This is a genomic window from Microbacterium bovistercoris, from assembly GCF_003387575.1.
Lineage (GTDB): Bacteria > Actinomycetota > Actinomycetes > Actinomycetales > Microbacteriaceae > Microbacterium > Microbacterium bovistercoris.
In genome coordinates this window covers 139,333-159,047 of record NZ_QUAB01000046.1, presented here as the reverse complement: position 1 = coordinate 159,047, position 19,715 = coordinate 139,333, and the positions used below count along the sequence as shown (strand labels likewise).

The 19,715-nt window shown below is 69.8% G+C and carries 17 protein-coding genes; 12 read left to right on the top strand and 5 right to left on the bottom strand.

What is annotated here, in order from left to right; all coding sequences use genetic code 11:
• The first annotated feature begins 175 nt into the window (after positions 1 to 175).
• The 3 genes from clpX to DY023_RS14025 all read left to right on the top strand — a co-directional run bounded on the left by clpX (position 176) and on the right by DY023_RS14025 (position 3,800).
• The gene (clpX, locus tag DY023_RS14035) at positions 176 to 1,444 is read left to right on the top strand and encodes an ATP-dependent Clp protease ATP-binding subunit ClpX (RefSeq protein WP_116242957.1); all 1,269 of its coding nucleotides are present in this window, start codon (positions 176 to 178) and stop codon (positions 1,442 to 1,444) included.
• A gap of 64 nt (positions 1,445 to 1,508) precedes the next feature.
• Positions 1,509 to 2,630 (top strand): class I SAM-dependent methyltransferase, encoded by a 1,122-nt coding sequence (locus DY023_RS14030; RefSeq protein ID WP_116242956.1) that lies wholly within the window; start codon positions 1,509 to 1,511, stop codon positions 2,628 to 2,630.
• Positions 2,631 to 2,681: 51 nt separating this feature from the next.
• Positions 2,682 to 3,800: an epoxide hydrolase family protein gene (locus DY023_RS14025; RefSeq protein WP_116242955.1), complete on the top strand. Its 1,119-nt coding sequence runs from the start codon at positions 2,682 to 2,684 to the stop codon at positions 3,798 to 3,800.
• 27 nt (positions 3,801 to 3,827) lie between these two features.
• Here the strand turns inward: DY023_RS14025 and DY023_RS14020 are convergent, their stop codons facing one another.
• From DY023_RS14020 to DY023_RS14010, 3 genes are read right to left on the bottom strand one after another with little or no spacing between them, the layout of a single operon-like run.
• Positions 3,828 to 4,562: a class I SAM-dependent methyltransferase gene (locus DY023_RS14020; protein WP_116242954.1), complete on the bottom strand. Its 735-nt coding sequence runs from the start codon at positions 4,560 to 4,562 to the stop codon at positions 3,828 to 3,830.
• Positions 4,555 to 6,603: a M3 family metallopeptidase gene (locus DY023_RS14015; protein ID WP_116242953.1), complete on the bottom strand. Its 2,049-nt coding sequence runs from the start codon at positions 6,601 to 6,603 to the stop codon at positions 4,555 to 4,557. Before DY023_RS14015 ends, DY023_RS14020 begins: the two co-directional genes overlap by 8 nt.
• Positions 6,604 to 6,643: 40 nt before the next feature.
• A complete protein-coding gene (locus DY023_RS14010) occupies positions 6,644 to 7,552 on the bottom strand; it encodes a LysR family transcriptional regulator (protein WP_116242952.1) in 909 nt (302 codons plus the stop codon).
• Positions 7,553 to 7,639: 87 nt separating this feature from the next.
• On the opposite strand from DY023_RS14010, the gene tdh reads away from it, so the two are divergent.
• From tdh to DY023_RS13985, 5 genes are all read left to right on the top strand, one after another.
• Positions 7,640 to 8,683 (top strand): L-threonine 3-dehydrogenase, encoded by a 1,044-nt coding sequence (gene tdh / locus DY023_RS14005; protein ID WP_116242951.1) that lies wholly within the window; start codon positions 7,640 to 7,642, stop codon positions 8,681 to 8,683.
• A 20-nt stretch (positions 8,684 to 8,703) separates the two neighbouring features.
• Positions 8,704 to 9,891 (top strand): glycine C-acetyltransferase, encoded by a 1,188-nt coding sequence (locus DY023_RS14000; RefSeq protein ID WP_116242950.1) that lies wholly within the window; start codon positions 8,704 to 8,706, stop codon positions 9,889 to 9,891.
• An 81-nt stretch (positions 9,892 to 9,972) separates the two neighbouring features.
• Entirely contained in the window at positions 9,973 to 10,884 is a 912-nt protein-coding gene (locus tag DY023_RS13995; protein WP_116243106.1) for a DMT family transporter, read from the top strand.
• Positions 10,885 to 10,950: 66 nt separating this feature from the next.
• On the top strand, positions 10,951 to 11,583 hold the full coding sequence (locus DY023_RS13990; protein WP_116242949.1) for an ArsR/SmtB family transcription factor: 633 nt from the start codon (positions 10,951 to 10,953) through the stop codon (positions 11,581 to 11,583).
• Positions 11,580 to 11,798, top strand: a complete 219-nt coding sequence (locus DY023_RS13985; protein ID WP_116242948.1) for a hypothetical protein — start codon at positions 11,580 to 11,582, stop codon at positions 11,796 to 11,798. The genes DY023_RS13990 and DY023_RS13985 overlap by 4 nt, the downstream gene beginning before the upstream one ends.
• A 53-nt stretch (positions 11,799 to 11,851) precedes the next feature.
• Here DY023_RS13985 and DY023_RS13980 read toward each other — a convergent pair whose 3' ends face one another.
• Together DY023_RS13980 and valS are read right to left on the bottom strand one after the other, a co-directional pair.
• Entirely contained in the window at positions 11,852 to 12,067 is a 216-nt protein-coding gene (locus tag DY023_RS13980; protein WP_116242947.1) for a hypothetical protein, read from the bottom strand.
• A complete protein-coding gene (valS, locus tag DY023_RS13975; RefSeq protein ID WP_116242946.1) occupies positions 12,067 to 14,676 on the bottom strand; it encodes a valine--tRNA ligase in 2,610 nt (869 codons plus the stop codon). The genes DY023_RS13980 and valS overlap by 1 nt, the downstream gene beginning before the upstream one ends.
• A gap of 162 nt (positions 14,677 to 14,838) precedes the next feature.
• Between valS and DY023_RS13970 the strand changes: the two genes are divergently transcribed.
• The 4 genes from DY023_RS13970 to DY023_RS13955 are packed head-to-tail and all read left to right on the top strand — an operon-like array spanning position 14,839 to position 19,714.
• A complete protein-coding gene (locus DY023_RS13970; protein ID WP_116242945.1) occupies positions 14,839 to 16,461 on the top strand; it encodes an ABC transporter substrate-binding protein in 1,623 nt (540 codons plus the stop codon).
• A 15-nt stretch (positions 16,462 to 16,476) separates the two neighbouring features.
• Positions 16,477 to 17,445, top strand: a complete 969-nt coding sequence (locus DY023_RS13965; protein ID WP_116242944.1) for an ABC transporter permease — start codon at positions 16,477 to 16,479, stop codon at positions 17,443 to 17,445.
• Between the two features lie 8 nt (positions 17,446 to 17,453).
• Complete coding sequence (locus tag DY023_RS13960; protein ID WP_245958716.1) at positions 17,454 to 18,248, top strand: ABC transporter permease; 795 nt, start codon at positions 17,454 to 17,456, stop codon at positions 18,246 to 18,248.
• Positions 18,245 to 19,714, top strand: coding sequence for an ATP-binding cassette domain-containing protein (locus DY023_RS13955; protein ID WP_116242942.1), 1,470 nt, complete (start codon positions 18,245 to 18,247; stop codon positions 19,712 to 19,714). Before DY023_RS13960 ends, DY023_RS13955 begins: the two co-directional genes overlap by 4 nt.
• Position 19,715: the final 1 nt, after the last annotated feature.

Genomic DNA, 19,715 nt, shown 5'->3' with positions numbered 1-19,715 from the left:
GATGCCCCGGGAGCGGGGCGGTCGCGCGCACCCCCATCCGCGCGGCCGCCCCGCTTCGTCCTGCGTCATCGCGACACCGTGTCGTTCCAATACGGCCCGGTGTCCCCGGCGGCGGTTAGGCTCGATCTGTGGCTTTCGGGAGCCCCCGGACTGAAACGCCTCGAGGAGGAAGCGCATGGCACGAATCGGTGAGAGCGCCGACCTGTTCAAGTGCTCGTTCTGCGGAAAGAGCCAGAAGCAGGTCCAGCAGCTGATCGCCGGCCCCGGCGTGTACATCTGCGATGAGTGCGTCGAGCTGTGCAACGAGATCATCGAGGAGCGGATGGCGGAATCCGCCGGGGGAGCGGTCGCGGAGTTCGACCTGCCCAAGCCGCGCGAGATCTTCTCCTTCCTCGAGGAGTACGTCGTCGGGCAGGATGCCGCGAAGCGATCGCTCGCCGTCGCGGTGTACAACCACTACAAGCGGGTCCGCGCGCGCAGCACGCTGCAGCCGGCCGAGCAGAAGGCCGAAGAGGTCGAGGTCGCCAAGAGCAACATCCTCATGCTCGGCCCGACCGGCTGCGGAAAGACATATCTCGCGCAGACGCTGGCCAAGCGGCTGAACGTGCCGTTCGCGGTGGCGGATGCCACGGCGCTGACGGAGGCCGGCTATGTCGGCGAGGACGTCGAGAACATCCTGCTGAAGCTGCTGCAGGCCGCCGACTACGACACCAAGCGCGCCGAGACCGGCATCATCTACATCGACGAGATCGACAAGATCGCGCGCAAGGCCGAGAATCCGTCGATCACCCGTGACGTGTCGGGCGAGGGCGTGCAGCAGGCGCTGCTGAAGATCCTCGAGGGAACGGTCGCCTCGGTGCCGCCGCAGGGCGGCCGCAAGCACCCGCACCAGGAGTTCCTGCAGATCGACACCACGAACGTGCTGTTCATCGTCGCCGGCGCGTTCGCCGGACTGGAGGACATCATCTCGGCGCGCGTCGGCAAGCACGGCGTCGGCTTCGGCGCCCCGCTGCACGACAAGGGCAAGGACCTCGATCTGTTCAGCGAGGTGCTGCCGGAGGACCTGCACAAGTTCGGCCTGATCCCCGAGTTCATCGGCCGCCTTCCGGTCGTCACCTCGGTGTCGCCCCTCGACCAGGAGGCGTTGATCGACATCCTCACCGGCCCGCGCAATGCGCTGGTCAAGCAGTACCAGCGCATGTTCGAGCTCGACGGCGTGCAGCTCGAGTTCGATGAGGACGCGCTGCGCTCCATCGCCGATCTCGCGGTTCTCCGCAAGACCGGGGCGCGCGGCCTGCGGGCGATCCTCGAGGATGTGCTCGGTCCGATCATGTTCGAGATCCCCTCGGCCCAGGACGTGACCAAGGTCGTCGTCACGAAGGCCGCCGTCGAAGAGGGCGCGGCGCCCACCGTGGTGCTGTCGCGCAAGCGCAAGAGCGCCTGACCGCTGGTCCTGACACCGCCGGACGAGGTGGTGCGCGCGGGGCCGGCGCGCGGTTCAATGGAACATGGACATCGTCATGTCGGCAGACGGCGACGACGCCGTCGTCGCAGCGAATCTCGCCGAACGCCTGATCGAATCCCTGCTCCCTGGACTCGAGCTGCTCAGCATCGAGTTCGGCAGAAGGCTCGGGCTGTACGAGGCGCTCGGCCGAGCGGACGACGCGACCATCGAAGAGTTCGCGGCCGCCGCGGGCATCGATCGACGCATCGCACAGGAATGGCTGGAGCAGCAGACCGCAGCCGGCTTCCTCACCGTCGATGACGCCTCAGCGGCTGCGGCGGTGCGACGCTTCGCTCTCCCCGCTGCCCACCGTCCGGTGTTCCTGGATCCGGATGATCCGTTCTACGCGGTCGGGACGGGAACGATGTTCGCCGGGACGGCGTCGGCATTCGACGCGGTCGTCGACGCTGCGCGAACGGGCGCCGGCGTGCGCTACGGCGCCTTCGGCACGGGCGTACGGCAGGGGCTGGAGCAGCTGAACAGGCCCGGCTACGTCAATGATCTCGACGGATGGGTGGCGGCCCTCCCTGACGTCCGGGATCGGCTTCGCCGCGGTGGGCGGATTCTCGACCTCGGCGCCGGGACGGGGTGGTCCAGCGTCGCGCTCGCCCGCGCGTTCCCTGCGGCACGGGTGGTGGCGGTGGATCTGGATCCGGCTTCCGTGGCCGATGCGCGGCGGCTCGTTCACGCCGAAGGGCTCGATGAGCGCATCGAGGTCCGTCGCGCGAACGCGACGGTGCCGGAGGACTTCGCCGATCTCGCCCCCGAGGGGTTCGATCTGGTGACGGTCTTCGAGGCGCTGCACGACATGAACGAGCCGGTCGCCGCGCTCACCGTCGCACGGTCCCTGCTGCGCGACGGCGGCGCCGTGCTCATCGGAGATGAGAAGGTCGCGGATGCGTTCACAGAGCAGGCGGACTTCCTCGACCGGCTGAACTACGCCTTCAGTGTGCTGCACTGCCTGCCTGCGACGATGGCGGAGGGAGAGCGGGTGGCGAACGGTACGGTGCTGCGGGCGGGCACCGTGCGGGACTGGGCCGCGGAAGCGGGCTTCGGCGGGAGCACAGTGCTGCCGATCGAGCATCCGCTGTGGCGCTTCTACCGGCTCGATCCGCAGGCGCGGTGAGGCCGCCTCGCGGCCGAGCGGGATGTCGGAGCCCACGCGTAGTGTCGGCGCATGTCCGCACCGCGTGCCTTCTCGATCTCCGTGCCCGAACGTGAACTCGCCGATCTGCGCGGGCGACTCGAGCGGCACCGTCCGCTGCCCGACTCACCGCGCCGCCCTCCGGCGGGGATGACGGCGGAGTACCTGGGCGAACTCGTCGACACCTGGCGCGGGTGGGACTGGCGTGGCCGGGAAGCCTGGCTGAACACGCATCCGCAGTTCCTCGTCGACATCGACGACACCACGCTGCACTACGTGCACCTGAGGTCGGAGCGGCTCGGGGCTCCGGCGCTGCTGGTGATGCACGGCTGGCCGCACACGTTCGCGCTGCAGCTGGACTTCGCCGATCTGCTGACCGAGTTCGACGTGGTCGTGCCGAGCCTGCCGGGATTCGGCTTCTCCACCGCGTACGAGCGCGGACCGATCACCGAGGTCCGTCTCGCCGCGACGATGCACGCTCTCATGACCGAAGTCCTCGGGTATCGGCGGTACCTCACGTACGGCGAGGACGTGACGGCCAACGTCAATGACCTCATCGCGGCGACGTATCCCGAATCGGTGGCGGGCATCGTCGTCACGCATGCGCATTTCCCGACGCCCGACGAGCGACGCTCGTCGACGGCGCCCGAAGAGACCGCGTTCTTCCAGCGCCTCGACGCGTGGGGTGGGCCGAACGGCGCCTACGGGCATGTGCAGGGCACCCGGCCCGACACCCTGGCCGCCGCGCTGAACGACTCGCCGGCAGGGCTCCTGGCATGGCTCGCGGAGAAGCTGATCGAGTGGAGCGACACTCCTGACGGAGATCCCCGTGCCGTGGAGCGGCGCATCTCGCGCGAGCGTATCCTCACCGAGGCGATGATCTACTGGGTCACGCAGAGCATCGGCACGTCGTTCCGCAGTTACTACGAGGATGCCGACGGGGGCGAGGGGATCCCGCCCGTCGACGTCCCCGCATCCGTGCACATCCAACGACACGAGTGGGACTACCCGGAGTCGCTGGCACGCCGGTTCTACCGCGACCTGCGCACTTTCGACAGACTCGAGGAGGGCGGCCACTTCGCGGTCGCCGAGGTGCCGCAGGCGATGGCCGAGCGCGTCCGTACCTTCGCCCGCGATCTCGGCCTGCTGTGAGCATCGAGCGTGCGGTCGGCTCCGCGGTCACGCCTCCGGTAGCAGCTCGGCGATCAGTACGGTGTCGACGTCATCGGCCCACACGACATGGCGGTTCAGGGCGAAGCCGAGGTCGCTGAACGTCTGTGCGGTCGCCTCGACGCTGCGGAACGGGCGGTGGTCGCGGACGTAGGGCCGTGATGCCGAGGGTCCGTGACGGTGCTCGTCGGGGGCGGGCGCGTCATCGGGCATGAGGAACGTCGCTGTGACGAGCCGCCCGCCGGGCGCCAGCGTGCGTTGCCACTCCTGCACGCTTCCCCGGATGTCCGGGATCAGGTGCAGCGCGGTCACGCAGGTGATCAGATCCGTCGCGGCATCCGGCAGTGGCAGCGCCGCAGCATCCGCCTCCAAGAACTGCGCAGCCGGCAGCGACTCGCGCGCGACGGCGAGCATGCCGGGGGAGATGTCGACGCCGATCAGTCGCGCGTCGGGCAAGTGCTCGCGCAGAGCGCGCAGCACCAGCCCGGTTCCTGTCGCGACGTCGAGTACGGTTCCCACGTTCGAGGTCGCTGCGAAGGATGCCACCGCATCTGCGAGGCTGCGGTGCATCTCGCTCTCGTCATACGCGGGTGCGCGCAGGTCGAACGCGTCGCGGATCGCCGCCAGCTCGTCGGAGATCTGCAGGATCTCGGAGGAATCGGCGTGAGCGCTCCGAGAAACGGCAGGTCTCCGAGGGGATGCAGCGCCGGATGCCGCGCATGCGGCGCCCGGCACCTCAGCCATCGAGGCCGCGACGCTTCAGCAGCGGCGCGATCTCGGCGTCGCGCCCGCGGAAGTCACGGTAGGCCTCGAGGGGGTCCTTCGACCCGCCCACGCCGAGCAGCCGATCCCGGAAGCGATCGCCGTTCTCCCGGGTCAGGCCGCCGTTCGTGCGGAACCACTCGACGGTGTCGGCGTCGAGCACCTCGCTCCAGATGTACGAGTAGTAGCCGGCGCTGTAGCCGCCGGAGAACACATGCGCGAAGTACGTGGAGGAGTACCGGGTGGGCACCGCCGGGTCGTTCAGCCCGATGTCGGCGAGCGCCGCGGCCTCGAAGGCGGCGACGTCGTCGACCGTGGCGCCGACAGGCAGCAGGTGCCAGGCCTGGTCGAGCCAGGCCGCGGCGAGGTACTCACTGGTGGCGAAGCCCTGGTTGAAGGTCTCGGACGCCTGCAGCCGCTGTACGATCGCCGGATCCAGCGGCTCGCCGGTCACGTGGTGACGGGCGTACGAGTCCAGCACCTCGGGCCAGAGGATCCACATCTCGTTGACCTGGCTGGGGAACTCCACGAAGTCACGGAACACGTTGGTGCCGGAGAAGTGCGGATAGGTCACGGTGGCGAACAGCCCGTGCAGAGCGTGCCCGAACTCGTGGAAGAGCGTGGTCACCTCGTCGAGCGTGAGCAGGGTCGGCTGCCCTTCGCCCGGCTTGGCGACGTTGAGGTTGTTCACGACGACCGGCTTCGTGCCGCGCAGTCGCGACTGGTCCACGATCGAGTTCATCCAGGCGCCTCCGCGCTTGGAGTCGCGGGTGTACAGGTCGAGGATGTAGAGGCCCTGCGCGGAGCCGTCCTCATTGAACACCTCGAACACCCGGGCATCCGCGTGGTAGGTCGACAGGTCGGTGCGCTCGGCGAAGGTCACGCCGTAGAGCTTCGTGGCGGCGGCGAAGACGCCGTCCTGCAGCACGCGCTCGGCCTCGAACCAGGGTCGCAGCGCGGCGGAGTCGATGTCGTACTCGGCCTGTCGCACCTTCTCGGTGTAGAACGCCCAGTCGTGCGCCTCGACCGCGAACGGGGCATCCTCGGTCTCGTCCACGATCGCCTGCAGTCTTGCGTGCTCGGCGGCCGCGTTGCGGGCTGCGGGGGCGGCCAGCTGGCGCAGCATCCGCTCCACCGCCTGCGGGTCGCGGGCCGTCTCGTCGGCCGTGATCGCGGCAGCGTGCGTGGGGTAGCCGAGCAGCTCCGCGCGCTCGGCGCGAAGGCGCACGATCTCGGTGAGCACGGCAGCGTTGTCGTTCTCGTTGCCGCGGGAGGCCCGCGAGCGCGAGGCCTCCATGATCCGGCGGCGGCTCTCCCGCACGCGCAGCGACGCGAGGTACGGGTGCCCGGTGAACAGCGGCAGGGTGACCAGGTATCCGTCGAGGTCGCGATCGGCGGCGGCGCGCTGCGCTGCGGACAGCTCGCCCTCGCTCAGACCGTCGAGCTCCGCGGCATCCTCGAAGTGCACGGCGAGGTCGTTGGTGTCGGTGAGCAGGTTCTTCTCGAACGTGGTGCTCAGCGACGACAGCCGCTGGTTGAGCTCGGTCAGTCGCGCCTTCGCCTCGTCGTCGAGTCCGGCGCCGGCGAGCGTCATCTCGCGGTGGCGGCGCTCGACCAGATACCGCTGCTCGGCGTCGAGCCCGAGCTCGTCGACGCGCTCGTGCAGCTGCGAGATGCGCCAGTACAGTGCGGCGTCGAGGGTGATCGCGTCCTCGTGCGCGGCCATCAGCGGTGCGAGCTGCTCCTCGATCTCCTGGATCTCGGGCGTGGCATCCGCGGAACTCACGGTGTAGAAGGCGTGCGCGACGCGCTGCAGGCTCTCGCCGCTGCGCTCCAGCGCCTCGATCGTGTTCTCGAACGTCGGCATCGAGCGCACCATCGTGATGCGCTGCACCTCGGCGAGATGCTCACGGAACGCGGCATCGAACGCGGGCAGGTAGTGCTCCGGCCGGATGACGCCGTAGTCGGGCAGGCCATAGGGCAGGGCGGACGGAACGAGAAGCGGGTTGGCGTCGTCGGTCATCCTCCGAGCCTAGGGCTTGCCGAGCGGGCGCCGAGTCCGCTCAGGCGGTGAGTGCGGCCATGACCCGCTGCAGTGCTTCGGCGACCAGCTGCACCGACCGCCGGTGCAGGTTCTCCGGCCGGGCGAGCACGTCGATCATGCGGTTGGTGCTCACACCCCGAAGCGGCTTGCGCACCACCCCTGTGACCCCCGCAGCCAGCGAGGTGTAGCGCGGCAGCATGCCGACGACGCCTCCCGCGGCGATCACGGCGGCCGCGACGCCGTAGTCGTTGATGCGGTGCACGATCTCGACGGGCCTGTTCGTGACGGCCGCGATCGTGCGCAGCACGTCGTCGGGGGAGTATCCGGTGCGACTCGTCACCCAGCGCTCGCCGACCACCTGCTCCGGCGTCAGCGTCTGACTGGCCGCGAGCGGATGCGATGCGGCGAGCGCGACATCGAGCGGTTCCGTCGCCAGCGGAACGGAGCGGATGCCGCTGCGCGGCCACGGCGCGCTGTGCTCCATGCGATGTGCGAGCACCAGATCGTAACGCGCGGTGAGTGCCGGGAACTCGCTCTGCGCGACGTCCTCGTCGGTGAACCGGATCGTCGGGACGTCGTCGCCGGTGCCGAGTTCCCGCACGAGCGGACCGAACAGCGCCTGGGCGGCGCTGAGGAAGCCGCTCACGCTGACGACACCCGACGGGGCGGCCTCGAAGCGATCCACGGCGGTGCGGGCTGCCGCCATGGCGTCGAGCGCGGTCGCGCCGGCGTCGGCGAGGACCTCGCCGGCAGGAGTCAGCGCCAGGGTGCGGCCCTGCTTGCGGGTGAGCGGGGTGGTGAAGCCGCGCTGCAGCGCGGCGAGCTGCTGCGACACGGCGGACGGCGAGACGTGCAGCGTCTCGGCCACGGCCGTGACGCTGCCGAGCGCGCCGAGCTCGCGGAGGACCTGCAGCTGCTGAAGGTGCATCCCTCCATCCAACCATGAAGAACAACTGAAGGATCAGTCCAGGAAGTGCCCATTGATCTTCATGGTCGAGGGGAGTGGGATCGAGGTATGAAGGCTCTGTTCAAGGACGGCCCGCACGCCGGGCTCGCACTCGTGGATCGCCCCGATCCTGTCGCCGGACCCGACGAGGTCGTCATCCGGGTGCTCCGCACCGGCATCTGCGGCACGGACCTGCACATCGAGCGGTGGGACGACTGGGCCGACTCCGAGGTGCGCACTCCGCTCATCCCGGGCCACGAGTTCTACGGCGAGGTCGTCGAGGTGGGCGCGCTCGCCCACGACATCAAGGTGGGCGACCGGGTCTCCGGTGAGGGGCACATCGTCTGCGGCATGTGCCGCAACTGCCGCGCGGGGCGCCGCCAGATGTGCATCCGCACGATCGGGCTCGGCCTGCACCGCGACGGTGCCTTCGCCGAGTACCTCTCACTGCCGGCGACCAACGTGTGGGTGCACCACTCCGACATCGAGCCCGAGGTCGGCGCGATTTTCGACCCGCTCGGCAACGCCGTGCACACGGCCCTGGCGTTCCCCGTGATCGGCGAAGACGTGCTGATCACCGGATGCGGCCCGATCGGTCTGATGGCGATCGCCGTCGCCCGCCACGCCGGAGCGCGCTTCATCACCGCGACCGACATCAGCGCACCGCGCCTCGAGCTTGCGACGCTGATGGGTGCCGATCAGGTGGTCGACGTGTCCCGCGAGGACGTGCGCGACGCGCAGAAGGCGCTCGGCATGCGCGAGGGCTTCGATGTCGGCTTCGAGATGAGCGGCGCGCCGTCGGCGCTGCCGACCATGATCGAGAACATGAACCACGGCGGCAGGATCGCCATGCTGGGCCTTCCCAGCGCGCCCTTCGGAGTCGACTGGGGCAAGATCGTCACGCACATGCTGACGATCAAGGGCATCTACGGACGCGAGATGTTCGAGACCTGGAACGCGATGGGCGCCATGCTGCAGACCAGCCCGGCGCTGCGCGAGGCGATCGGCCGCATCATCGCCGACGTCATCCCGGCCTCCGACTGGGAGAAGGGCTTCGCGGCCGCGGCATCCGCCGGCACCGGCAAGATCATCCTGGACTGGACGCGGCTCTGAGCCGCAGGAACGAGAAGCACATGTACGGGACATTCCAGCAGCACATCGCCGCTGAGCTCGACGGCATCGAGCAGGCCGGACTCACCAAGCACGAGCGAGGCATCCGCGGTCCGCAGAGCGCGCAGATCGTCGCCGACGGCGCCGAGGTGCTGAACTTCTGCGCGAACAACTACCTCGGCCTCGCCGACGACCCTCGGATCCTCGCCGCTGCCAAGGGCGCGCTCGACGAGTGGGGCTACGGCATGGCCAGCGTGCGCTTCATCTGCGGCACGCAGGAGCAGCACCTCGAGCTCGAGCGGCGCCTGGCGGCGTTCCTCGGCACCGACGACGCCATCCTGTTCTCGTCCTGCTTCGACGCGAACGGCGGGGTCTTCGAGACCCTGTTCTCCGCCGAGGACGCCATCATCTCGGACGAGCTGAACCACGCGTCGATCATCGACGGCATCCGGCTGTCGAAGGCCCGTCGCCTGCGCTACCGCAACAGCGACATGGCCGATCTCGAGCAGCAGTTGAAGGATGCGGCGGACGCGCGCTTCCGCGTCATCGTGACCGACGGCGTCTTCTCGATGGATGGCTACATCGCCAAGCTCCCCGAGATCTGCGACCTCGCCGAGAAGTACGACGCCCTGGTCTTCGTGGACGACTCGCACGCCGTCGGCTTCATCGGCGAGAACGGCCGCGGCACGCCTGAGCTCTGCGGCGTCTCGGACCGCGTCGACATCTACACCGGCACCTTCGGCAAGGCACTCGGCGGGGCATCAGGCGGTTACGTCGCCGCGCACCGCGACATCGTCGCCCTGCTGCGCCAGCGCTCTCGCCCGTATCTGTTCTCGAACACCGTCGCGCCCTCGATCGTCGCCGGGACGCTGACCGCTCTCGACCTGGTCGAGGGGTCGGCCGCGCTGCGCGCGCAGCTGCGTGCGAACGCCGAGCTGTTCCGCCGTCGGATGACGGAAGAGGGCTTCGACCTGCTGCCGGGCGAGCACCCGATCGTGCCGGTGATGTTCGGCGACGCCGCGCTGACCGCGCGGATCGCCGCCGAGATGCAGCGCCAGGGCGTGTACGTGACGGCGTTCAGCTTCCCGGTGGTGCCGCGGGAGAAGGCCCGCATCCGCGTGCAGCTCTCGGCCGCGCACACCGCCGAGCAGGTCGAGCAGTGCGTCGCGGCGTTCGTCGCCGCGCGGGAAGCCGTCGCAGCCGCGGCCTGACGCCGCCCGTCATACTCCGCTCGTCATCCTCGCCCGCCCCTATCATCGGAGGTCGGGGCGGCTGAGGACGGAACGGTGATCATGACGCGACCTGTGTTGTCCATCCTGTGCGCTGCCACGGCGATGCTCCTCGTGGGCACGTCCGCGGCCGTCGCGGCGCTGATCGCCGACTTCCCGATCCTGTTCGGGCAGGCGCTCCGGTTCGCCATCGCCGCGGTGATCCTGCTGGTCGTCGTCGCGGTGCAGCGTGCGCCCCGCATCCGGCTCTCGCTGCGGGACGTCGTGCTGCTGATCGCCCTGGCGGCCACGGGCCTGGTCGGGTTCAACCTGTTCCTCATCGAGGCGACACGGCACGCCAGCCCCGCGTTGATCGGCTCGGTCGTGGGTGCGGTGCCGATCGTCCTCGCCCTCGCCGGACCCGTGCTGCAGCGGCGCCGGCCGAGCCGGCGCGTGGTGGTCGCCGCGGTCGTCGTCGCCGTGGGCACCGCCGTGGCCGCGGGCTGGGGGAGCGGCGATCTGCTCGGCCTCGTGCTCGCTCTGGGTGCGATGCTGTGCGAGGTGCTGTTCTCGCTGCTCGCGGTTCCGCTGCTGCCGCGGCTCGGTGCGACGCGGGTGTCCGCCTACGCCGCAGTGACCGCGGTGCCGATGCTGCTCGTCGCGGGATGGCTCACCGGCGAGGTCACGGCGCTGCGGGCGCCCACGGGCGTGGAGGCGGCGGCGTTCGCGTACCTCGGCGTCGTGGTCACGGCGGTCGCCTTCCTGCTCTGGTACAGCGCGCTGCGCCGGCTCGGTCCGGATCGCGCAGGACTCTTCGCCGGCCTGGTGCCGGTCGGAGCCCTGGTGACGACCGCGGTTCTCGCGATCGCGCCCGTGAGGGGTGCCGAGGTTCTCGGGGCGGCACTGATCGCCGCGGGCATCGTGTACGGGATGCGGGTGCCGCGTGATTCCGCGCAGGAAGTCGTGCTGGAGCGCAAGGTTGCAGCGCCGGAGTAGCGGTGCCCGAACATTCTTGCAAAGAAATACTTGCAAAGAGAGCTTTGCATAGGTATCTTTGCATGCATGAGCACAGAAGAGCAGCACGACAGGCCCGACCAGCCTCGCACGCTGGATGCCGGAGCGCTGAAGGCGCTGGCGCACCCGCTGCGGGTGCGCATCTACGACCTGCTCAGCGAACGCGGTCCGCAGACGGCGAGCACGCTCGCCGCACTGATCGGCGAGACGTCCGGCGCGACCAGCTACCACCTGCGGGCTCTCGCCGCCCATGACCTGATCCGCGAAGTGGAAGGTCGTGGCACTGCCCGTGAGCGGTGGTGGGAGCGTCCCAAGGGGCGCATCAACCTGCCCGGCCCTGACGAGACGATGTCGCCGGCCAATCGCGCCGCCGCGCAGATCGTTTCCGCCGAGTTCTTCAGACTGAGGCATCAGACGCTGATGGACTATCTGAACCGACCCGAGTCCGCGGTCCCCGAGGGATGGCGCGACGCGGGGCTCGTGATGACGACGATGCTCGACCTGACGCCCGCGCAGATGGCGGACGTGCGCAAGGAGCTCAGTGATCTCGTCGATGCCGTCGTCGAGCGCTACAAGGGCCAGGAGGGAGCGCCCGGCACACGCCGCGTCAGCCTCCGTTCCGAGATCTTCGACCTGCCGAGCCAGTCCGGCTCCGCCCAGAGCACTGAGGAGCAATCATGACCGCCGCAACGCTGCACATCGCCACTCCCACCGCCACTGAGCGCACCCTGCTGCGGATCGCCGACGGGATCACCGCCTTCGTCGCGTACCGACGTGAGCGCCGCATCGAGCGCCGTGAGATCGCGCTCGACCTGCTGCGCGAGCAGCAGTCCCGCAAGCAGGACCCGCGCGCCGTGGACCACGCGCTGGCACAGCTCGGGCTGAGCCGGCGCTGACGTCGCCCGTGCATGAGACCCCCTGTCGCGATCGCGACAGGGGGTCTCATGCATCAGTCCTGGAACGGGCGGGCGACCACGTCGCCGGATGCCGTGAGCAGGACCTCCCACCCGGCGTCCAGCTCTGCGATCGGGCGACCCTCGAGCCAGGTGAGCGTCCAATGGCCGTTCAGTCCCTTGGCCTCGACCTCGGCGATGCCCGGCCGCAGGGAGGCGGGGACGGATGCCGGCGGCTCAGCGCCCGTGGCCCAGCGCGTGCCGAGCTGCATCATGCCTCCTCGGCCGGTGCCAGCTCGATCGCCGTGACGGCGAGTTCGTCGGCCTCGGCGAACGACAGCTCGGCGATGCGGCCCACGGCGCGCAGATCGTCCGCCGCCGCCTCGAGCGCGGCGATCTCCGCTGCGGGCGCCGCGATGGTCGCCGAGGCGACCGGCGTCTTCTGCGAGGCCTTCGCCTCGGTCTTGGCCCGGCGGATGCCGATCAGCGCCTCGCTCGCGGCGGAGAGCACCGCGGCGTCACCGTCGGTGCCCAGCGGCTCGGGCCAGGCGGCGGTGTGGATCGAGCCCTCCTCGAACCACGACCACGCCTCCTCGGTCGCGAAGGACACGATCGGGGCCAGCAGACGCAGCAGCGTCGACAGCGCCAGGCGCAGCGCCAGCGCGGCGGATGCCTGGCCGACGTTCGTCTGGTCGTAGGCGCGCTCCTTGACCAGCTCGAGGTAGTCGTCGCAGAACGTCCAGAAGAACGCCTCGGTGATCTCCAGCGCCTTGGCCTGGTCGTAGCTCTCGTACGCGGCGGTCGCGCCGCGCACCACCTCGTCGAGGGCGGTCAGCATCGAGGCATCCAGCGCGTGCGTGATCTGCGCGTCCTCCGGCACCGGGAACGAGAGCACGAACTTCGCCGCGTTGAGGATCTTGATCGCCAGTCGCCGCCCGATCTTCACCTGCGTCGGGTTCTGCGGGTCGAACGCGGCATCCATGCCCAGACGGCTGGACGCCGACCAGTACCGCACCGCGTCGGAGCCGTGCTTGTCGAGGATGTCGGCCGGGGTGACCACGTTGCCCTTCGACTTCGACATCTTCTTGCGGTCGGGGTCGACGATGAAGCCCGAGATCGCCGCGTTGCTCCACGGCGAGCGCTGGTCCTCAAGCGTCGAGCGGAGCATCGTGGAGAACAGCCAGGTGCGGATGATGTCCTGGCCCTGGGGGCGCAGGTCGAACGGCGCCACGAGGTTCCAGAGGTCCTCGTCGCGCTGCCAGCCGCCGGCCAGCTGCGGGGTGAGCGACGACGTGGCCCAGGTGTCGAAGATGTCCTTCTCGGCGTCGAAGCCGCCGGGCACGCCGCGCTGCTCCTCGGTGTATCCCTCGGGCAGGTCGGTGGTCGGGTCGATCGGCAGGCTGTCCAGCGAGGGCACCAGCACGCGGTCGTAGTCGCGCTCGCCGTTCTCGTCGAGCGCGTACCAGACCGGGATCGGCACGCCGAAGAAGCGCTGCCGCGAGATCAGCCAGTCGCCGGTCAGGCCGCCGACCCAGTTCTCGTACCGCACGCGCATGAAGTCGGGGTGCCACGCCAGTTCGCGACCGTTGGCGATGAGCTGATCGCGCAGCTCGGTGTCGCGTGCACCGTTGCGCAGGTACCACTGCCGGGTGGAGACGATCTCGAGCGGGCGGTCGCCCTTCTCGAAGAACTTCACGGCGTGGTTGAACGGCTTGCCGACGGCGGTCATGTCGCCGGTCTCCTGCAGCTTCTCGACGATCGCCTTGCGCGCCGAGAACACGGTCTTGCCGGCGAGCTCGGCCGCATACCAGTCGCGTGCAGCGGCGTCCGTGACGATGGCGGGGGCGTCGGCGAGGAAGCGCCCGTCGAGGCCGATCGTGGTCATGTTCGGCAGGTCGCCGCCGTCGGTGGTGCGCAGCTCGCGCCACCACACGATGTCGGTGACGTCGCCGAAGGTGCAGACCATCGCCGCTCCGGTGCCCTTGTCCGCGAGAGCGAGGTGGTGACCGTGGATCTCGATCTCGGCGCCGAAGAACGGCGTCTTCACCTTGGTGCCGATCAGGTGCTTGTGCGGCCCTTCCGGGTGCGTCACGATCGCGATGCACGCGGGCAGCAGCTCGGGGCGGGTGGTCTCGATCGTGATCGAGCCGGTTCCGTCCGCGAACGGGAAGTCGATGGTGTGGTACGCGGCCGGCTGCTCCCGGTCCTCGAGTTCGGCCTGTGCGATCGCGGAGCGGAAGTCGATGTCCCACAGGGTCGGCGCGAGCGACTGGTAGGCCTCGCCGCGCTCCAGTCCGCGCAGGAACGCGAGCTGGCTCTGCCGGATGGTGTCGTCCGAGATGGTGCGGTAGGTCTGCGTCCAGTCCACACTGAGGCCGAGCTGGCGGAACAGCGCCTCGAACTGCTTCTCGTCCTCGACGGTCAGCTTCTCGCACAGCTCGATGAAGTTGCGGCGGCTGATCGGCTGCTGGTCCGCGGCCCGGGATGACTTGTTGTCGCCACCCTCGAACGGGGGCGTGAAGTCGGGGTCGTAGGGGAGTGACGGGTCGCACCGCACGCCGTAGTAGTTCTGCACGCGGCGCTCGGTGGGCAGGCCGTTGTCGTCCCAGCCCATCGGGTAAAACACGCTCTTGCCGCGCATCCGCTCGAACCGGGCCTTGATGTCGGTGTGCGTGTAGGAGAACACGTGGCCGATGTGCAGGCTGCCGGATGCCGTCGGAGGGGGCGTGTCGATCGAGTACACCCCCGCGCGACCGTTCTCGGCGGCGCGCACCCGGTCGAACAGGTACGTGCCCTGCGCTGCCCAGGTCTCACCCCACTTCGCTTCGAGACCTTCGAGGGCGGGCTTGTCGGGGATCGCGGACGCGGCGTGCTCGGACATAGGTGGTCTCCTTGAGCGATGTATGCGGCACTGTGTGAGCGTGCCTGAGTGTGGGATGTCGGGTCAGTCTATCGGTGACGCCGGATGCCGGGTTCTTCGACCCCGTCCATAAATCCCGGGTAAGCTGGAATGTCCCGTTCCCGCACCCTTCCGAGGTCACGCATGCCCGCCTTCACCGCGCGCCGTCTTCTTCCCCTCGCGGCGATCGCCGCGGCATCCGCTCTTGTTCTCAGCGCCTGCTCCGCACCTTCCGGCGGCGACGCCGCATCGGAGGGCGGCGAACTGGTCTGGGCGATCGAGGGCGCGAACCTCTCCGCAGGCAAGATGGACCCGCAGGTCAGCCAGCTCGACGTGACCGCCATGGTGCAGCGTCAGGTGCTCGACTCGCTGGTGTTCCAGGAGTCCGACGGCTCGTTCTCACCGTGGCTGGCGAAGAAGTGGACCGTGTCCGACGACGGGAAGACCTACACCTTCGAGCTGCGCGACGACGTCACGTTCACCGACGGCACCCCGTTCGATGCGGAAGCGGTGAAGGCGAACTTCGACCGCATCGTCGACCCGGCCACGAAGTCGGCGCAGGCGAAGGCCATGCTCGGCGACGACCTGTACGCAGGCACCGCGGTGAAGGATGCGCACACCGTCGAGGTGAGCTTCACGCAGCCCTACGCTCCGTTCCTGCAGGCCGCGAGCACCGCACAGCTGGGGTTCTGGTCGCCGAAGGTGCTGAAGAACTCGGCCGACAAGCTCGCCGCGGGCGGCCCAGACGTGAGCGTCGGCACCGGCCCGTTCGTGCTGAGCGAGTACACCGCCGATCAGGAGATCGTCTACACCCGCAACGACGACTACGCGTGGGGTCCCGACGGCGCGAAGGCGCCCGCCATCGAGACGCTGCGTGTCGAGATCCTTCCCGAGGCCTCCGTGCGCGCCGGCGTGGTCTCGTCCGGCGAGGCGGATGTCGCCAGCCAGCTGCCGCCGAACGCCGTCGGAGACCTCGGCGATGACATCACGGTCGAGGCGAAGGAGTACCCCGGCCTGCCGTACTCGCTGTTCCTGAACGAGAAGTACGGCGTCTTCGCCGACCAGAAGGTGCGCGAGGCGTTCTCCCTCGCGATCGACGTGGATGCCGCTGTCGAGCAGATCTTCTTCGGCGAGTTCCCGCGGGCGTGGAGCATTCTCGGACCGACGACGCCGGGCTACGACGAGAGTCTCGAGGGCACCTGGGCCTTCGACGCCGACAAGGCGAACGCGCTGCTCGACGAGGCGGGCTGGACCGAGCGCGACGCCGACGGCATCCGCATGAAGGACGGGAAGCGCCTGTCGGCCCGCTGGATCGCCTGGACTCCGATCCCCGAAGACCGCACGGCGCTCGCCAATGCGGTGCAGTCGGACCTGAAGAAGGTCGGCTTCGAGATCACCCGCGAGGCGCTCGAGCCCGCTGCGTACAACGAGCAGTACGGGCCGAAGACCTACGACATCACCGACTGGGACTTCTCGGGCGTCGACGCTGACCTGCTGCGCAGCCACCTGGGCACCGACGGCTTCCAGAACGCCTCGCAGGTGAGCGACCCGGCGGTCGACGAGCTGCTGGCCGACGGCCTGGCGTCGTCGGATCCCGCGCAGCGCAACGGCATCTACACCGAGGTGCAGCAGTGGAACGCCGAGCACGTCGCGATCGTGCCGCTCTACGTGAACTCCGCGATCACGGCGCAGAACGACGACGTGAAGGGGCTCGCCTACGACCTGTACGGCCGTCCGCTGTTCTACGGCGTGAGCGTCGCCCGCTGACGTACGCTCACTGACGTGACCCGTCGCGCGCTGTCGAGGATCGCCGGGCTTGCGGCATCCGTCCTCGTCGTCCTCTGGGGCGCCGCGACGCTGGCCTTCCTCGCGTTCCGGATCATCCCTGGAGACGCGGTGTCGGTGATGCTCGGGCCGCAGGCCCAGGTGAGCGAAGAGGTGAAGGCGGGCATCCGCACCGAGCTCGGTCTGGATCGCCCGCCGCTGGAGCAGTACTTCTCGTACCTCGGCGGTCTGCTGCGCGGCGATCTCGGCACGTCGTACCAGCTGCGGCTGCCGGTGGCCGAGGTGATCGGCCGGCAGCTGGGCCCGACGGTGCAGCTCACCACGGTCGCGCTGCTCATCGCGCTGGTGCTGGCATTCGTCGTCGCGCTGTTCGCGCGCCGTGGCGTGGCGCGAGGCGTCATCGTGACCGCCGAACTGATCGTGCTGTCGTCACCGGTGTTCTGGATCGGGCTCGTGCTGCTGGGTGTGTTCGCGTTCGGACTGGGCTGGTTCCCGGTCGCCGGCACCCGCAGCCCTGCGACGATCGTGCTGCCTGCAGTGACGCTCGCGCTGCCGATCGCGGCGCTGATCGGTCAGGTGCTGCGCGACGGAATGGACCAGGCCGAGCGGCAGCCGTTCGCCGAGACGGTGCGGGCCCGTGGCGCGGGACAGGTGCGTCTGACCCTGCACCACACGGTGCGTCACGGGGCGGCGAGCGCCTTGACCCTGGCCGCCTATCTGGTCGGCTCGCTGCTCGGGGGTGCCGTGCTCGTCGAGACGGTGTTCGCCAGGCCGGGGCTCGGGCGCGTGACGCTCACGGCGATCGTCGACCGGGACGTGCCCGTGGTCGCAGGAGTGATCATGCTCAGCGCGCTGGTGTTCGTGGTCGTGAATGTGATCGTCGAGCTGCTGCATCCGCTGCTCGATCCGCGGCTGCGCGCGGTACCCGCCGCGATTCCGGCTCCCGAGATCGGGGAACGGCGATGAGGGGCCGGATGGGGATGTGGTTCGCCGTCGCCTTCCTGGCGCTGGTCGCGGTCGCGGCGCTGCTTCCAGGGCTGCTCGCCACGCACGACCCGCTGCAGACCGACGTGCGCGGCGCGCTGCTGCCGCCGGGGCCGGAGCACCTGTTCGGCACAGACCAGTCCGGCAGGGACGTGTACTCGCGGGTGATCTACGGCGCCGCCCGCTCTGCGGGTATCGGCCTGCTCGCCACGACGCTCGCGCTGGTCGCTGGGCTCGCGGTCGGGGCGATGTCGGGCGTCGCGCCGCGGCCGGTGGACGCTGTCGCGATGCGGCTCACAGACATCCTGCTGGCCTTCCCGGAGTTCCTCATCGCACTCATCGTGGTGGCGGTGCTCGGCCCGGGGCCCGTGAACGTCGCGATCGCGGTGACTCTGGCAGCCGTGCCGGTGTACATCCGGCTGGCACGTACGCAGACGCGGACGCTGCGGGGCGCGGAGCACGTCGAGGCAGCCCGCATCCTCGGGGTCGGGCCGGTGCGCGCCTTCCGGCGGCACGTTCTGCCCGGCGTGCTCGGGTCGCTGAGCGTGCTCGCGACCATCGGGATCGGTTCGAGCATCCTCGCCGCCGCCGGCTTGAGCTTCCTCGGCCTCGGCCCGATCGAGCCGCAGCCCGAGTGGGGACTCATGCTGTCGGGCGGACGCAACGTGCTGGGCCGGGCATGGTGGATCTCGGTGTTCCCCGGCCTGGCGATCACGCTGACGGTGATCAGCGCGACGGTGATCGGGCGCACCCTGCGCGCCAGAGCGGATGGGGTCCGGTCATGAGCGCGGTTCAAGTGCGCGGGCTGCGGATAGCGTTCGGCGACAGGCTCGTCGTCGACGACGTGTCGTTCGCGGTCGAACCGGGTGAATGCCTCGCCATCGTCGGCGAGTCCGGGGCAGGCAAGTCGCTGACGGCGCGGGCGCTGCTGGGGCTTGCCCCCGGATCCGTCTCCGCCTCGACGCTGGTGATCGACGGCATGGATGCCGCGGGGCTGACCGAGAACGGATGGCGGCCGCTGCGCGGCCGGCGCATCGCGCTGGTGTCGCAGGATGCGCTCGCCGCGCTGGATCCGCTGCGGAGGGTGGGCGCCGAGGTCGCTGAGCCGCTGCACATCCACGGGATGCCCGCCGACCAGGCGCGGGTGCTGTCGCTGCTTCGCCAGGTCTCGGTGCCGGAGCCCGAGCGTCGTGCGCGGCAGTACCCGCATGAGCTCTCCGGAGGTCTGCGACAGCGGGCGCTGATCGCCTCTGCGGTCTCGACGGCCCCTGCGGTGCTGGTCGCCGATGAGGCGACGACCGCGCTGGATGCCACGGTGCAGGCGCGGGTGCTGGCGCTGCTGCGTCAGATCGCCGATGCGGGCACGGCCGTGCTGTTCATCAGTCACGACTTCGCCGCCGTGCGACGCGTCGCCGACCGGGTGGTCGTGATGCGCGACGGCCGGATCGTCGAGCAGGGCACGACGGTGCAGGTCATGGAGCAGCCGCAGGAGCAGTACACGAAGGATCTCGTCGCGGCATCCCGGCATGAGATCGCCGACGTCGTCCGCACGGAGCGGCCCGCACTGCTGCGCGCGTCAGCGGTCTCGAAGAGTTTCGACCGCCCCGCAGTGCGGGACGCGTCGTTCACGCTGGGGATGGGGCAGACGCTCGGCGTCGTGGGCGAGTCGGGTTCGGGCAAGACGACGCTTGCGCGCATGATCGTCGGCGTCACGAGGCTGGATGCCGGGACGCTGGACTGGGTGACGCCGCAGCGCGTGCAGCTCGTGCACCAGGATCCCCTCGGGGCGTTCGATCCGCGCTGGACCATCGCCCGCTCGCTCGGCGAGGCGCTCGAAGCGGCCGGTGTCCCGCGCGCGCGGCGCCGGGGGCGGATCGCAGAACTGCTCGGCGAGGTGGGGCTGGCGCCCGAGCTGGGCGCCCGCCGTCCGAGGGAGCTCTCCGGAGGCCAGCGTCAGCGTGCGGCCATCGCCCGGGCGCTCGCCGCCGACCCGCAGGTGCTCGTGCTCGACGAGCCGGTGTCGGCGCTGGACCCGACCGTGCGCGAACGGGTGCTCACGCTGCTGCGGCGCGTGCAGCAGGACCACGGCCTGACCATGGTGTTCGTCTCGCACGATCTGGGTGTGGTCGGAGCCGTCTGCGACGACGTGCTGGTGATGCAGGACGGTGCGATCGTCGAGCAGGGGGCCGTCGCGGACGTGTTCACGGATCCGCGGCACCCGTTCACTAGGGAACTGCTCGCGGCCCGCTGAG